Origin of the sequence: Pseudomonas sp. SG20052, assembly GCF_031766055.1 — a bacterium.
GTDB lineage: Bacteria > Pseudomonadota > Gammaproteobacteria > Pseudomonadales > Pseudomonadaceae > Aquipseudomonas > Aquipseudomonas mandelii.
The window spans coordinates 5,890,400-5,904,460 of record NZ_CP134498.1; the positions used below are offsets into that span (position 1 = coordinate 5,890,400).

Below are 14,061 nucleotides of genomic sequence, written 5' to 3' on the forward strand. Positions count from 1 at the left end.
TGCGAAAAAGATGCAATGCCGCGCAGTTTACCCTAATTCACACTCGATTCTGTCTGCACCACAGCAGCAGGTCGTTCCGGTGCCCGACGCCACTGCGGCAATCCGATCAACACCACAGCACTGATAATCACCAACATGGCCAGCGCTTCTTCGATGCCAATGGTCTCCCCGGCAAATACGATCCCCAGCAACACCGCGACCGCAGGGTTGACGTAGGCATAACTGGTCGCCGCCGCCGGACGCACGTTTTTCAACAGGTACATGTAAGCGTTGAAGGCGATGATCGAACCGAAGAAGGTCAGGTAGGCCAGGGCTGCCCAGCCTTCGACCGGCGGCATCGCCTGCAGATGCTCGCCGCTCAGCGCGCTGCCGATCAGCAATGCCACGCCGCCCACCAGCATTTCCACGGCACTGGCCATGGCGCCCTGAGGCAATGGCAATTGTTTGCTCCAGACCGAGCCGAACGCCCAGGACGCGGCCGCGAACACCAGCAACGCCGCACCCAGCGGGCTCGATTGCAGGTTGGAACCGAGATTGAGCATGGCAATGCCGATCAGCCCGAGCACAATGCCGGCCCATTCGAGACGGGTATTGCGCGCGCCCCAGAAATAGCCGCAGAGCAAGGTAAACAGCGGCACTGTCGCCACCGCCAGTGCCGCAACACCGGAAGCGACACCTGTGTGTTCGGCCACACTGACCGCGCCGTTACCGCACGTCAGCAGCAAAATTCCGATGATCCCGGCGGCTTTCCACTGCGCCCAGGTCGGGGCCGGTGCCCCGCGCCAGCGCAGGAAGGCGTACATCAAACTCCCGGCGATCACGAAACGGATGCCGGCGAGCAGCAACGGCGGCCAGTACGCCACGCCGATGCGGATCACCAGGTAAGTCGAGCCCCAAATCACGTACAACGCGAAAAAGGCGGCGATCAACGGTAAGGGGAAACGACGTAAGCCAGGCATGGGCAGCTCGATGACAGGACAATGTGAACGGCTATTCTAGAAAGGCCAGCGGCTTAAAATAAGTTACAAAACCTGTTTATAGCGCCGGTACACTTTTCAAAACACGGAGATTGACGCTATAAGCCGTGTTTTCGAAAGTCAGTCATTTTTCAGGTATACGACGATGGATAAATACGACCGCATGCTGCTCAGCGCCCTGCTGGAAAACGGCCGTGCGTCCTACGCCGACCTGGCGCGCAAGGTCAACCTGTCCGCCCCGGCCGTGGCCGAGCGCGTGGCCAAACTCGAAGCCAGCGGGGTGATTACCGGTTACCAGGCGAAAGTCGACATGGCCAAGCTTGGGCTGCCGATCCAGTGCGTGATCGAGTTGCGCCTGAACCAGCATGGAAATCAAAAAGCCTACGACGACCTGATCAAAATCCCACAACTGACGGAATGCCACCGGGTCACGGGTGATCCGTGCGTGATCATGCAGGCTGCGGTGGGTTCGATGCCGGAGCTGGAAGAGCTGATCAACCGGATCGCCAAGTTCGGGTTCAGCAAGACCTCGATTGTGCTGTCGAGCGCGATAGAGAAGCGCGTGCCGCTGGGGCAACTGGAAGGCAACAGCAAAGTCTGAAAACGGCGCAGTCCCTGTAGGAGCGAGCCTGCTCGCGATAGCGGAGTATCAGTCGACATCAACGTTGAATGATAAATCGCTATCGCGAGCAGGCTCACTCCCACAGGGGATTTGCAGTGCTTTCAGAACCCGCGATGGCGCTTAAGGCCAGGTGCGACGTCAGGTTGGCCGCCATTTCAGCATCGGCCATGGCCCGGTGAGCCTGTCCACAACCCCACCCCCACGGATGTCACCTGATTCCTGTGGGAGCGGCGGTGCGACGATTCGACTTGCCCGCGAAGCGATCTGTCAGACGCCGCAGTAACTTGCAGGCAACAAGCCCGGCATATCCCGCAGGCGCACCCAAGGTTCTTTGCGCCAATGCAGCAGCCGCAGCGTTCCTCCCGCCCATTCCATCGCCCGCATATGCGGCGCTTGATTCGAAATGGACCCCGCATCTTCCCGCAGCATCGGCACCACGTCGTGTGTCAGCCAACGCCGTAAATGGCGGTTCTCCGGGCAGTAGTGATAGACCAGCATCGCGTACACGCCGGACTCGCTAAGCATCAGTGTCTCTTGCGAGCCATCGTTTCCAGACAGTCGCATCACTTGCCGCTGATCCAAATCAAGCTTGAGCGCTTGCCGTCCGTTTAGCTCCACCCCCATCAGCCGCCCGATATCGCGAGCACAGAACCAAGCCTCTGCATGCAGCAACAGGGCTCGCAGCTGGATGTGATGACGGATGAATGTTTTGGGGATGAGGTGAGCTGCGCTCGTAGCTGATTGCGCAGAGTCTTCGGGGGGATTGGGGGTAACTTTGATCATGGCGAATCTCCTGAGAAAGTCGGAGCTGCCAGCATCACTTGCAGATGATGGGTGGCAGCTATGCGCGGGTCTGCAAGACCGAGTAGGAGACCACCCCGGCAGACCCGAAGGTCTCCCGCACACAGCTACCATAAATCGATGGTCGCTCATTAAAGCGACGCGATTATAGGTGCGCCGGTGGTCTCATAACAAACTGTCGGCGGGCTTGCAGACCCGGTCGCTGAATTGGCAGCGACAGTCAAAAGGTTATCGATGCCACAGATGAGGGGCAAGACAGACATTCCCTATTATTCGGTAGGACCGATCATCAAACCGGAGGCGTCCTTAAACACTCCAGTCCCCCTGTGCAAATGCGAAATCTCCATTTCGAAATAGTTTTCGTCCACCTTGAGCGCTGAAATTTCGTGCAACTGAGCAAGGTCAAAAACCTCGATACACTGCAGCAGTAAAGCTGTCGTGGTCTCGAAATTCTGCCTATGGGAGGAAGCTGAACACCCTCCGATCAAAGCCCATTGGCTCTCTACAAAGAAAAACAGCCATCTGCAGCTAAATCTCCAGCACAACGACAGCAGCTATGCAAAAATGCCGTCCAAAAGCTGCATTGAAGCTACATTTTCAGGGAAAGAAGCTAGGACTTAAGTCCGTCCACTGCTTAGAGCCGCAGCAAAATTAATACGCCTCAACACATAATGTGATGAGGCTGGGAGATAATAAATGGCACGGGCCGACTTACTTGTTAGCCTTGTTCAGTCTGGTATACGAGGCGACAAGACTAAATTACGAAAGGTGACGGAAGCATTAATTGCTGAAGAGCGCTCGAAACAGCATAAGATTCTTGCAGACAGATTAGAAAGTGTTCTGAATAACACTCCAGACACTCCTTCCATTGCGCCCACAAATACTATTACAGTGGCGAATCGTCAGCCTGATTTTTTCAGCGAAAAAATCCCACAACGAAAAATCGAAGACTTAATACTTCCGAAAGATGTTTCAGACGTATGCAGAAGCTTAGTCCAAGAACACCATCGAGTTGAATTGCTGCGATCTTACAACTTAGAGCCTAGAAACAGAGTTTTGCTGATTGGACCGCCAGGAAACGGAAAAACCTCACTAGCCGAAGCTATCGCAGAAGCACTCATGGTTCCCCTGTTAGTTGTTCGCTATGAAAACATAATAGGCACCTATCTTGGCGAGACAGCAGTACGTTTGCGCAATCTTTTTGATTATGCCGCAAGCAGGAAATGTGTACTCTTTTTTGATGAATTTGAGACTCTCGGCAAAGAGAGAGGCGACACTCATGAAACTGGCGAAATAAAACGAGTTGTAAGTTCACTATTATTGCAAATAGACAATCTACCGAGCCACGTAGTGGTCATCGGCGCGACCAACCATGCAGAATTGCTTGATCGCGCTGTCTGGCGAAGATTTCAAGTAAGAATGAATATCCCGAGTCCTACCAGAGCGCGCCTTACCGAATGGTTTGAGCGCTACCAGACAAAATCAAAAATGTCGTTCGGACACACGCCCTCTTCTTTAGCTCGGAGATTGCACGGATCGAATTTTTCCGAAGTAGAGGATTTTTGCAAAAACATAATACGCCAATACGTCCTTGATCAGCCGAATTCGAACATCAACAAAATTGTCGCCAACGAACTAAAACTCTTGTCTGTACAGACAGTCAAGACAGAACAACTGGAAGATATGGAGTAACGGATGACCGAGCGCCCTCTTTTGTGGTTTCCTCAACCACTGCCTGCATCTCGATCCCCGCTGCAAGGTGCCGGCGGAAAACTTAACAAACCAAACCATCAGGTACAGGGTGAGCGCGTCGGCATTAAGCTAACGGAACTACAACGAGCATTTGAAGCCAGGCGAGTGGAGCTTCAGAACACAGCGGCGGGACTAGACCCAGAGCAAGTCCTAGTTATCGAGACAATCGGAACTGTCGAAGATTTTTACAAAGCAGCAAAGAAAATCGAAGGCCTTGAATGGATGGGGGAAATCGAAATCGACGAAATCCCCCCCGATGAAAATTTTTCGAATCCTGAAAAACCAGAAAAAAACCTTAAAGGCCGACTTTACCTAGTTCTTACGAACCAACAAGCATTGACGGAAATGCTTTCTCTTTGGAATCACTATAAAGATCAACCCGACCCAAAGTTGAAATTTGATATTGGCCTTACTAAGTTTCGCGACGTATTTTGTCACCTACGAGATATCAGGAGATGGGGGCCTCAGGATAGATTGCGCGAAACTGGCGTACTTGAAATATGGCAAGAAGAACTCAACGACCCCTACTTTCAGAATAGGGCCATCAGATTTGAGGCAGAGCTTTGGTACAGGGGGTCTCAGGAGAAACGTCGGGAAGGCGAAGCTACTGTTGCCGCCCTAGTCCAAGAACTTGGCGGGCAAATAATTAGCCAATGCTCACTTAGCGGAATAAATTATCATGCAATTCTAGCTGAGCTTCCAGCAAGTCGAATACAAGACATCATAGACACTCCCGAAACTGAGCTGGTGAAGTGTGACAACATCATGTTCTTTCGCCCGGCGGGCCAGATTTCCGCAGGGGATAGGCCTGTTGAAGATTTTGCTGAGCCGTCTAATTATCAGGTTGATTCAATCGCACAGGGTCATCCAGTACTGGCAATTTTTGATGGGCTACCACTCGCCAACCATGAACTCTTACAAAATCGACTTATTGTTGACGACCCTGATGGCTGGGCAGCTGATTACCCTGCAAGTGAGAGATTGCATGGCACCACTATGGCATCGCTCGCCATACATGGAGACTTGAATTCTCATCAAGCACCGCTAAATCGCCCGATTTATATTAGACCTATAATGAGGCCTGACACTAACGACTTCAGATCTCCTAGAAGGGAGAGCCTCCCTTCTGATCAGCTATCAGTAGATCTCTTACATAGAGCCGTTAGAAGATTATATGAAAATGACGGCGGTGAAGATCCTGCCGCCCCGACAGTTAAGATCATTAATCTTTCCATTGGCGACCCTAGCCGTCAGTTTTCCCAAGTCATGAGCCCCCTCGCCCGATTGCTAGATTGGTTGAGCGCGAAATATGGCGTACTGTTTATTATTAGCGCCGGCAACCAACTAAGCTCTGTTCCACTGGATTTAACGCTTAATCAGTTTGAAGCTCTGACACCAGAACAGGTCGAGGAAAAATCAATACACGCCCTGCTCTTAAATGCTCGTAACCGCTCACTACTTTCCCCGGCAGAGTGCATTAATGGAGTGAGCGTTGGGTCTGTACATTACGACTACACCGCCACTGAAAACTTGGCAAACCGATTTGATCCATTCACTAGCCTACTGCCAAGCCCGGTGTCTTCATTCGGCAGCGGTTACAGACGTTCTATAAAACCTGACCTCGTTTATTTTGGTGGCAAACAATGGTATGACAAACCATTTCTAGATCGAGATCCAGTATCGCTCTCCGTTTCCAACTCTTACAGGGCCCCAGGTAATAAGGTCGCAATACCCGGACAGCCAGGCAGTCTGGACTCCAGCGCGTATACTCGTGGCACTAGTAATGCCACAGCACTAGTTAGCCGCGCAGCAGTTCTTTGCCATGAAAGCTTAATGGAAATCGTCCAACAAAATTCCGGAAACGACTATAGCGACATTTATACAGCACCAATTATTAAAGCAATGCTGGCACATGGATGCTCCTGGAGCGAAATTGCCCCTAGAATTCTCACAGCTCTAGATGGTTTAGAGAATGTTGACCAGCCGGGAAGTTTGGCCAGTCGGTGGATAGGCTATGGGATTCCTGATATTGGAAAAGTTCTTGCGTGCACAGCTCAACGCGCGACGATAATCGGTTTCGGACAACTTGGTGATAGTCAAGCTCACGTATACAAAATGCCTTTACCTCCGTCTCTTGGATCACGCAGAGATTGGAGAAAGCTAACGGTTACTCTTGCATGGCTTTCTCCAACCCAGCCAAACACACAAAAATATAGAACTGCAAGTATGTGGTTTGAAGCAAATAATAGTTTAGCGAACGATCGACAGGAAGCAGCGGGCGGTCGCTCAGGTTGGCAAGCCGTGCGTAGAGGGACACTTCAGCATGAAGTATTCGAAGGGGAAAATGCGCACCCATTCATTGATGGAGATAATTTAATTATAAAAATTAACTGCCGCAAAGAAGCAGCAGAAATCGACACGATGATTCCATACGGAGTAATTGTCTCCTTAGAAGTTCGCGAGGGCGTCGAATTGCCAATTTATCAGGAGGTTCGAGACAGAGTGCGTATTCAACCTCCAATTCAGGTACCACAAAATATTGCTGGAAATTAAAACTTGAGACCATGGCAGCTAGCTGCCGCAGCCTATCAGGGTTGGTGCTCTTAACTTGAGCCGATCAAACAAGACACCGACCCGAGCTAGACTTCGCTTCATGCGAGCTGATCCGCAGGTCATAGCTCAATGCTTTTGTCGAATTTCTGCGAGAGGTGCACCGTCAGGTTAGCCGCTTACTCGGCATCGACCATTTTCCGGTGACCATTGCCCGGAGACTCTGCCGGGGCAGCATTTACCCTGATGAAAAATCAGAGCGAATACCAACCGACTGAGGTTGCAGAGCTGTCCTGCAACATAGAATCTCCCACTGGGGATTTGCAGTGCTTTCAGAACCCGCGATGGCGCTTGAGGTGTTCGTTGATCTTCGCCGCCGGCACTTTCTGCAAGCTGACCAGCAAATCATGGGACAACTCGCGCAACCCGTGCTTGTGCCGCAGCTCTTGCGCCAGGTGCGCCGTGAGGTTGGCTGCCATTTCGGCATCGGCCATGGCCCGGTGGGCCTTGCCGGTGTTGGGCAGGCTGGCGAAGGTGGTGAGGGTGCCGAGTTTGTGGTTCGGCGCGGCGGGCATCAGGCGGCGGGCCAGTAGCAGCGAGCAGGCGAAGTTCTGCAAGCGGGTGCGTTTGATGCGGCTGAGTTCGAAATCCCAGAACTTCTGGTCGAACGCGGCGTTGTGGGCCAGCAGCGGCGTGATCCCGACGAATTCGTTGACCTCGTTCATCACCTGCTCTGCCGAGGGCGCGGTGCGCAGCATGGCGTTGCTGATGCCGGTCAGTTGTTCGATGAAGGCCGGGACGCGCACGCCGGCGTTCATCAGGCTCTGGTAACGCTCGACGATGCGCCCCTGTTCAAGGATCACCACGGCAATTTCCGTGGCCCGGCAGCTGCTGCTCGGGGAGATCCCGGTGGTTTCAAAGTCGATGACTGCTATGCGTTCCAAACCTGTTTCAACTCCGTAAAAATCAATTCTTGAGCAGCAACGCGCCTTCGATCGGCACGTAGCGGCTGGCGGCGCGGATCAGCGAGTTGGCCGTCAGGCCCGGCACGCCGTAAGCCACGGCTTGCACCCCGTGCTTGGTGATGATGCGCTCCAGCAGCATGTCGAAATCACCGTCGCCGGAAGCCAGCACCACTTCGTCGACATGATCGGCGGCGTCCATGATGTCGAGGGTGATGCCCACGTCCCAGTCGCCTTTGGCCGAGCCGTCGCTGCGCTGGATGTAGGGCTTGAGCTTCACGATGAAGCCGAGGTTGCGCAGGATCTGCTGGAATTGCTGCTGCTTGCTGTCGCCGCGATCAATCGCGTAGGCGTAGGCCTCGACGATCTCGCCCTGTTTGCTGATATCAGCCCACAGCGCGGCGTAGTTGAAGTGGCAACCATAGGCCTGACGCACGGTGTAATAGAGGTTTTGAACGTCGGCGAACACTGCGATTTTTTTCACCGTGCATCCTCTTTGGCGCAGTCGCGCGCAGGCTGGGTCAGGCACCAGGCCCGAAAAGTGGCCCAGTATGCCAGCCTGAAGGATTGTTCCGCGAATAATCGGCCCGAAGCCTCTTGGAGCCTCGGACGAATGGCAACCTGTGGCGAGGGAGCTTGCTCCCGCTGGGTCGCGCAGCGGCCCCAAAGAAGGACTGCTGCGCAGCCCAGCGGGAGCAAGCTCCCTCACCACGGGTTCAGTGTTACACCTGTAACGTTGAATCAGACGAAGGAATCGTCGTCGCCGCCAAAGAACGAAGAGCTGTCATCGCTGTAGTCGGCGTCGGTGAAGCCTCCCTGATCGTTGGCGTTGTTGTCAGCCACGCGCTCGTCGTTGCCCCAGCCGTTGCCGCTGTCGCTCTGATCATTGACCTGAGCCGGTTCTTCCTTGATGACTTCGACGACTTCCTGCGGTTGCTGATTGCTGTGGAACAGGCTGCTGATGCCTTGCGCCAGCATCACGCCACCGGCCACACCGGCGGCGGTTTTCAGTGCGCCGCCAAGGAAACCACTGCCAATCCCGGGGGCTTGCTGCTGCGGCGCGTAATTCTGCTGTGGCGGTGCAGCACCGAAGTTCTGTTGCTGTGGCGGCTGCGAATTGAACGACGGCCGCCCCTGCTCACGCCATCCACCATTGGAGGACGGCGCGCTTTGCGTCGGTGCAGGCTGCGGATCACGGGAACCGCCACCGAAAATGCTCGACAGGAAACCACCGCTGGCAGGCGCCGACGGCTGAGCCTTGGCCGATTGCAGTTCGGCCTGCAATTGCTGAACTTGCTGAGCGAGTTGCTTGTTCTGCGCGTCGAGGCTTTTGATGGCCGCTTCCTGAACCAGAATCGCCTGGGTCATGAAATAACCTGCCGCCGGTTGGCGAGTCAGGTGCTCCTTGATCCGCGCTTCAGCCTGGGCGTCACGCGGGGCTGAGTCCGTTTCGGCTTGTTGCAACCGGGAAAACAGTCCATCGATCAGGGTTTGTTCTTCGCTGTTCATGGCGACCTCGTAGATTGCCGGAGAAATCGTTGACCTTTACCAAAGAGGATAAGGTGCTCGACCTTAATGGAGGCTGAAACAAGTTGTTTCAATGACCTTTACCGAACGTTTACGTTTGCGCCCCAAAGGGCTTCATCGGTTAAAGTGGGCCACTGCTTTCAACCTGCGATACCGACTGATGAATTCGTTCGATGTACTGCGTGACTCTCTGTATTTCTTCAAGCGCAATCTGGGCCAGATCGTGCGCCTGTGCCTGCCGCTGGTGATTTTCGAAGCGCTCCTGCAACAGGTGGTCGATCGCTCCACCGAGCCGGACAGTTTCCCCGGCATCAGCGTGATGGTCGGCTTGCTGGTCTATCCGCTGTACACCGCCGCACTGATCCTGTTTCTCGATGCCCGCAGCCGTGGCGAATCACCGAGCACCCGCGAGTTGCTGTCGAGGTCGGCCTATCTGTGGCCGCGCTTCGCCCTGCTCACCGCCCTCAACACCTTGCTGATCCTGATCGGCCTGTCGCTGTATTTCCTGCCGGGCATCTGGCTGATGGTGACCCTGGCGTTCGGCGAGTATCTGTTGGTGCTGCGCGGCCTGGCCCCGTTGGCGGCGATGAAGGAAAGCCTGCGTCTGACCCGCGGCCATTTCCTGCGCATCCTGGTGTGCATTCTGTGTGTGATGGGCCCGTTGTGGGTGCTCAAGGGCGCGACCCTTGCGATTTACCCGGATCCGCAGAACCCGGTGATTTCGCTGCTGATCGACAGCGCGCACAGCTTCCTGCAATTGTTCACCAGCGTGGTGCTGTTCCGCCTGTTCATGCTGATTGCCGATGCGCCCGAGAAAATTGACGGGCCGCTATGACCCATGGGCTTAAGCCCGACGCTCGGTTATGCTCGGGCTCATCTTTTGTAACGCTATAAGCCGAGCCATGACCCGTCTACTGCGCTACACCCTGCTGGGCCTGCTGATCGCGGCGGGCCTGATTGCCTTGCTGATTTACAACCTGACCTGGCGTCCCGGTGCCAAAGAAGCAGCACCGGTCGGCTGCAACGCTCAGGCGCCCACGCTGGTCCCCGGCCAGGCCCTGAAAGTCATGACCTGGAACGTCCAGTACCTGGCGGGCAAGCGCTACGTGTTCTGGAATGACCTGGCCAAAGGCGACGACGAGAGCCCCACCGCCGAAGACATGGCCTTCAGCCTCGATGAGGTGGCACGGGTCATTCGTGACGAGCAACCGGACATTGTGCTGTTACAGGAGCTGGATGACGGCGCCAAGGCCAGCGATTATCAGAACCAGTTCAAGTTGCTTCAGGAACGGGTCGCCGACCTTTATCCGTGCAGCGCTCATGCCTTCGACTGGAAAGCTGACTTTGTGCCGCTGCCGCACATCTTCGGCAGTGTCGGCCGACAACTGGCAACCCTCAGCCGATACCAGATCGAACACGCCGAACGCCTGCAATTGCCGGTCGCGTCGGCCAACTTCATCAGCCGTCAGTTCACACCGAAAAACGCCTTGCTGGCGACTTACCTGCCATTGGGCGGCGGTGGGCAGATCGCGGTACTCAATACCCATCTGGACCGCGTCATCCAACCTGATGAAACCCTGCTGGCCCAAGTGACCGCCGTGACCAAGGTACTCGACAAATATGAAAGCCATGGCACCCCGTGGTTGATCGGTGGCGACTTCAACCTGTTGCCGCTGGGCCAGTATCGACGCCTGCCCGACGAACAACGCACGCCCTACTCCGTCGACAGTGCCTTGCATGTGCTGTGGGACAAATACCCGATGATCCCGACCAACAACGAAGCCAGCGGGATCGACCGGGCGCGGTGGCTGACCCACTACCCGAACGATCCAGGCTTGAACGGCCCGGACCGGACGGTTGATTACCTGTTCTACAGCCCGCGGATCAAACGGGTCGAGGCGATGGTGAGGCAGGACGATACCTTGCGGATCTCCGATCATTTGCCGGTGATTGCGCGGTTCCTCCTGCCTGCGGCCCCATAGAGCCGGATCAACGCTCCCAGAGGGGATTTGGGCATGACGGTAAATCGGCTCAATGAACCTCTTCCAGATCGTCATGCAACAGCCCGAAGATCTTGCGTTTCATGTCGATGAACGAGCGCTCCATGACCATGTCCAGGTTACGCGGGCGTTCGATCGGCACGTCCAGGATCTGCTTGATCCGCCCTGGTCTGGCGCCCATCACGTAAACCCGATCCCCCAACAGAATCGCCTCGTCGATGTCGTGGGTCACGAACAGCACGGTCTTCTTGCTGTTGCCCCAGACCCGCAACAACAGCTGCTGCATTTGCAGGCGCGTCTGGCTGTCGAGCGCGCCGAAGGGTTCGTCCATCAAGAGGATTTGCGGGTCATTGGCCAAGGCCCGGGCAATCGCCACACGCTGCATCATGCCGCCGGACAACTGCTTGGCGTAGTTGTCGGCGAACCCGGTCAGCCCCACTTCATTGACGTAGTAATCGACGATCTCCTTGCGCTGAGCGGCCGCCATGCCGCGCCGCTTGAGGCCGAACTCGACGTTCTGCCGCACGGTCAGCCACGGGAACAGCGTGTAGCTCTGGAACACCATACCCCGATCCGCACCCGGCCCCTGCACTTGCTGGCCGCCGACATAAATCTCGCCTTCCGTGGGCTCGTTCAGGCCGGCCGTGAGGTACAGCAGACTCGACTTGCCGCAGCCCGACGGCCCGACCAGCACGGCGAATTGTTGATCCGGCACTTCGAACGACACCTGCTCCAGCGCGGTGAACATGCCGCCGCCAGGTTTCTGATAACGCAGGCTGACCTTGTCCACCTGCAGCCGTGCCGCGGCTTGCACCGGGGCGGCCGTGGGTGTGATGAAACGCGGGTTGACGGCGCTTACTGAGCCCATGCGGCAATCCTCAGACGGAGAAAACGGAACAGTTGATCGGTGACCAGGCCCAGCAGGCCGATGATTGCGATGGCGAGGAAAATCACGTCCACTTGAAAACCGCGCATGGCTTTCAGGCTCAAGTAACCCAGGCCACTGGACGCGGCGACCAGCTCGGCGACCACCAGATAGGTCCAGGCCCAGCCCATGGTCACGCGCAACGTGTCGAGCACACCCGGCAACGACGCCGGGGCAATCACATGCAGCACCGCATCGCGGCGGGTCGAACCCAAGGTGTACGACGCGTTGATCAGGTCCTTGGAGATGCCCTTGGACACGTCCGCGATCATCACCAGTTGCTGGAAAAACACGCCGAAGATGATCACCGACACCCGCTGTTCCAGACCGATGCCGATCCACAGAATGAACAGCGGCACGAACGAGGTCACCGGCAGGTAGCGGATGAAATTAACCATCGGTTCAAGGAACGCCTGGACGATGCGGAAGCTGCCCATCAGCAACCCCAACGGCACCGCCACCAGCGACGAGACAATGAAACCGACCATCACCACTTCGAGGCTGGCCCACACATGCAGGCCAAGGGTGCCGTCGCGGCTCAGGCGCACGGCGGCTTCGGCCACCGCCCCCGGTGTCGGCAGGAACATGCCTGGCACCACGCCGCCGTAGGACAACCCGGCCCACAGGCCGATCAACAACACCCAGGCCAGGCCGCTCGCGCTCCAGATCACCTGCACCGGCAGGCCGGTCTTGGGCGTGATGCAGCGGCTCAGCCATGAATTGCGCTTGAACATGCGGACCTCCTACAGCGGGCTGACGAAGCGGTTGTCGATCAGGTCGTCATTGCTGACGTTGTAGGGCTTGCCCTGCAATTCGCTGGCGGTTTCGTTGGCCAGTTTGATCAGTGGCTCGCTGTCGCCCGGCTTGCCCGGAGACCCCAAGAGTTTTTCGCTCATGGCCTGATCGTAGAAGCGCACGCCTTGCGCGGCGGCTTCCAGTTCCTTCGGATCGGCGAGGTAACCGCCGACGCCTTTGGCCATGATTTTGTAAGCTTCCTTCGGATGGTCCTTGGTGTACTGCACCGCTTTGTAGAGACCGGCGACCAAGGCCTTGACGTCTTCCGGTTGCTTCTCGATGACCGTGCAGTTGAGCGCGACCACGTCGACAATCACTCCCGGCGTGCTGCTGCTGTCGATCAGCACTTTGCCTTGTTGCTTGTTGCGGACCATCGACAGGTGCGGCTCCCAGGTCACGGCGGCCGGCACACGGCCGGCGATGAACGCGGTGGCAGCGTCATCGGCCGTCATGTTCTGCACGGTGATGTCGCTCATGCTCATGCCGTGTTTTTTCAGCAGGTACGACAGCCAGAACTGCGAGGTCGACCCTTCGTTCACGGCCACTGCCTTGCCTTTGAGCTCCTGCAAACTCTTGACGTCCTTGCCCACCAGAACACCGTCGCCACCATGGCTGTCATCGAGTGCGGCGACGGCCTTGAAGCAGAATTGCGGGCGGTACTTGAGCACTTCGTCGATGGTCGACGCCGAGCCCGACAACTCGCCCGAAGCCTGGGCGGCCATGTACATCGAAGCTTCTTCAACGACGGGCAATTCGACGGTCAAACCGCCTTCCTTGAAGTAGCCCAGATCCTGGGCCAGGTAGAGCGTGCCGTAGCCGACCCACGTGGTGTGGCCGATGGACAGGGTGCCGGCCTGGGCGCTGGTGGCGACCGTGGCGACCGTGGCGGCGATGGCGGTGATCGCCAGTGGATGAGCGACGCGGTTAAGCAAGGACTTGATCATGGAGCACTCCCAAAGCTGTTGATTTAGTTTTGTCATGGGCAGTACGGCCAGTGGCCTTGGATCAGTTGCCACCGGTGGTCTCTGATGGACCTTTCGATGGTCAGCATTCGGCTGACTGGCGAAGTCGATGTTGGACCAGGGGCGGGATAAGGAAAATCAGGAAATATGTCGTTGGGAGTGATGAAAAAACTGGGTAGCGCGCGCCG

The 14,061-nt window shown here is 56.3% G+C and carries 13 protein-coding genes; 5 read left to right on the forward strand and 8 right to left on the reverse strand.

The features are described from left to right. Window positions 1-32 precede the first annotated feature (32 nt). Window positions 33-959, reverse strand: coding sequence for a drug/metabolite exporter YedA (gene yedA / locus RHP74_RS27105; protein ID WP_288112833.1), 927 nt, complete (start codon window positions 957-959; stop codon window positions 33-35). Between the two features lie 163 nt (window positions 960-1,122). Between yedA and RHP74_RS27110 the strand changes: the two genes are divergently transcribed. Continuing rightward, the gene (locus tag RHP74_RS27110) at window positions 1,123-1,578 is read left to right on the forward strand and encodes an Lrp/AsnC family transcriptional regulator (protein WP_010467415.1); all 456 of its coding nucleotides are present in this window, start codon (window positions 1,123-1,125) and stop codon (window positions 1,576-1,578) included. 288 nt (window positions 1,579-1,866) lie between these two features. On the opposite strand, the gene RHP74_RS27115 is transcribed toward RHP74_RS27110, so the two are convergent. After that, window positions 1,867-2,382, reverse strand: coding sequence for a Bro-N domain-containing protein (locus tag RHP74_RS27115; protein ID WP_311096713.1), 516 nt, complete (start codon window positions 2,380-2,382; stop codon window positions 1,867-1,869). 714 nt (window positions 2,383-3,096) lie between these two features. On the opposite strand from RHP74_RS27115, the gene RHP74_RS27120 reads away from it, so the two are divergent. Beyond that, a complete protein-coding gene (locus RHP74_RS27120) occupies window positions 3,097-4,092 on the forward strand; it encodes an AAA family ATPase (protein WP_154501821.1) in 996 nt (331 codons plus the stop codon). Window positions 4,093-4,095: 3 nt separating this feature from the next. Further along, complete coding sequence (locus RHP74_RS27125; RefSeq protein WP_154501823.1) at window positions 4,096-6,705, forward strand: S8 family peptidase; 2,610 nt, start codon at window positions 4,096-4,098, stop codon at window positions 6,703-6,705. Window positions 6,706-7,034: 329 nt separating this feature from the next. Here the strand turns inward: RHP74_RS27125 and RHP74_RS27130 are convergent, their stop codons facing one another. The 3 genes from RHP74_RS27130 to RHP74_RS27140 all read right to left on the reverse strand — a co-directional run bounded on the left by RHP74_RS27130 (window position 7,035) and on the right by RHP74_RS27140 (window position 9,173). Beyond that, the gene (locus tag RHP74_RS27130) at window positions 7,035-7,646 is read right to left on the reverse strand and encodes a PolC-type DNA polymerase III (RefSeq protein WP_077749914.1); all 612 of its coding nucleotides are present in this window, start codon (window positions 7,644-7,646) and stop codon (window positions 7,035-7,037) included. A gap of 22 nt (window positions 7,647-7,668) precedes the next feature. Next, window positions 7,669-8,148 (reverse strand): NYN domain-containing protein, encoded by a 480-nt coding sequence (locus RHP74_RS27135; RefSeq protein WP_010467410.1) that lies wholly within the window; start codon window positions 8,146-8,148, stop codon window positions 7,669-7,671. Window positions 8,149-8,405: 257 nt separating this feature from the next. Further along, window positions 8,406-9,173, reverse strand: a complete 768-nt coding sequence (locus RHP74_RS27140) for a DUF2076 domain-containing protein (protein WP_083375696.1) — start codon at window positions 9,171-9,173, stop codon at window positions 8,406-8,408. Window positions 9,174-9,351: 178 nt separating this feature from the next. On the opposite strand from RHP74_RS27140, the gene RHP74_RS27145 reads away from it, so the two are divergent. Both RHP74_RS27145 and RHP74_RS27150 read left to right on the forward strand, forming a co-directional pair. Next, complete coding sequence (locus RHP74_RS27145; protein ID WP_077749934.1) at window positions 9,352-10,026, forward strand: YciC family protein; 675 nt, start codon at window positions 9,352-9,354, stop codon at window positions 10,024-10,026. Between the two features lie 67 nt (window positions 10,027-10,093). Further along, window positions 10,094-11,173: an endonuclease/exonuclease/phosphatase family protein gene (locus RHP74_RS27150; protein WP_311096714.1), complete on the forward strand. Its 1,080-nt coding sequence runs from the start codon at window positions 10,094-10,096 to the stop codon at window positions 11,171-11,173. 49 nt (window positions 11,174-11,222) lie between these two features. On the opposite strand, the gene RHP74_RS27155 is transcribed toward RHP74_RS27150, so the two are convergent. Genes RHP74_RS27155 through RHP74_RS27165 form a run of 3 tightly spaced genes read right to left on the reverse strand, consistent with a single transcriptional unit; the run spans window position 11,223 to window position 13,855 of the window. Next, window positions 11,223-12,059, reverse strand: a complete 837-nt coding sequence (locus RHP74_RS27155; protein ID WP_311096715.1) for an ABC transporter ATP-binding protein — start codon at window positions 12,057-12,059, stop codon at window positions 11,223-11,225. Further along, window positions 12,047-12,850, reverse strand: coding sequence for an ABC transporter permease (locus RHP74_RS27160; protein WP_010467403.1), 804 nt, complete (start codon window positions 12,848-12,850; stop codon window positions 12,047-12,049). Before RHP74_RS27160 ends, RHP74_RS27155 begins: the two co-directional genes overlap by 13 nt. 9 nt (window positions 12,851-12,859) lie before the next feature. Then, window positions 12,860-13,855 carry an ABC transporter substrate-binding protein gene (locus RHP74_RS27165; RefSeq protein ID WP_311096716.1) on the reverse strand — a complete coding sequence of 332 codons (996 nt, stop codon included), beginning with the start codon at window positions 13,853-13,855 and terminating at the stop codon, window positions 12,860-12,862. Window positions 13,856-14,061 lie beyond the last annotated feature (206 nt).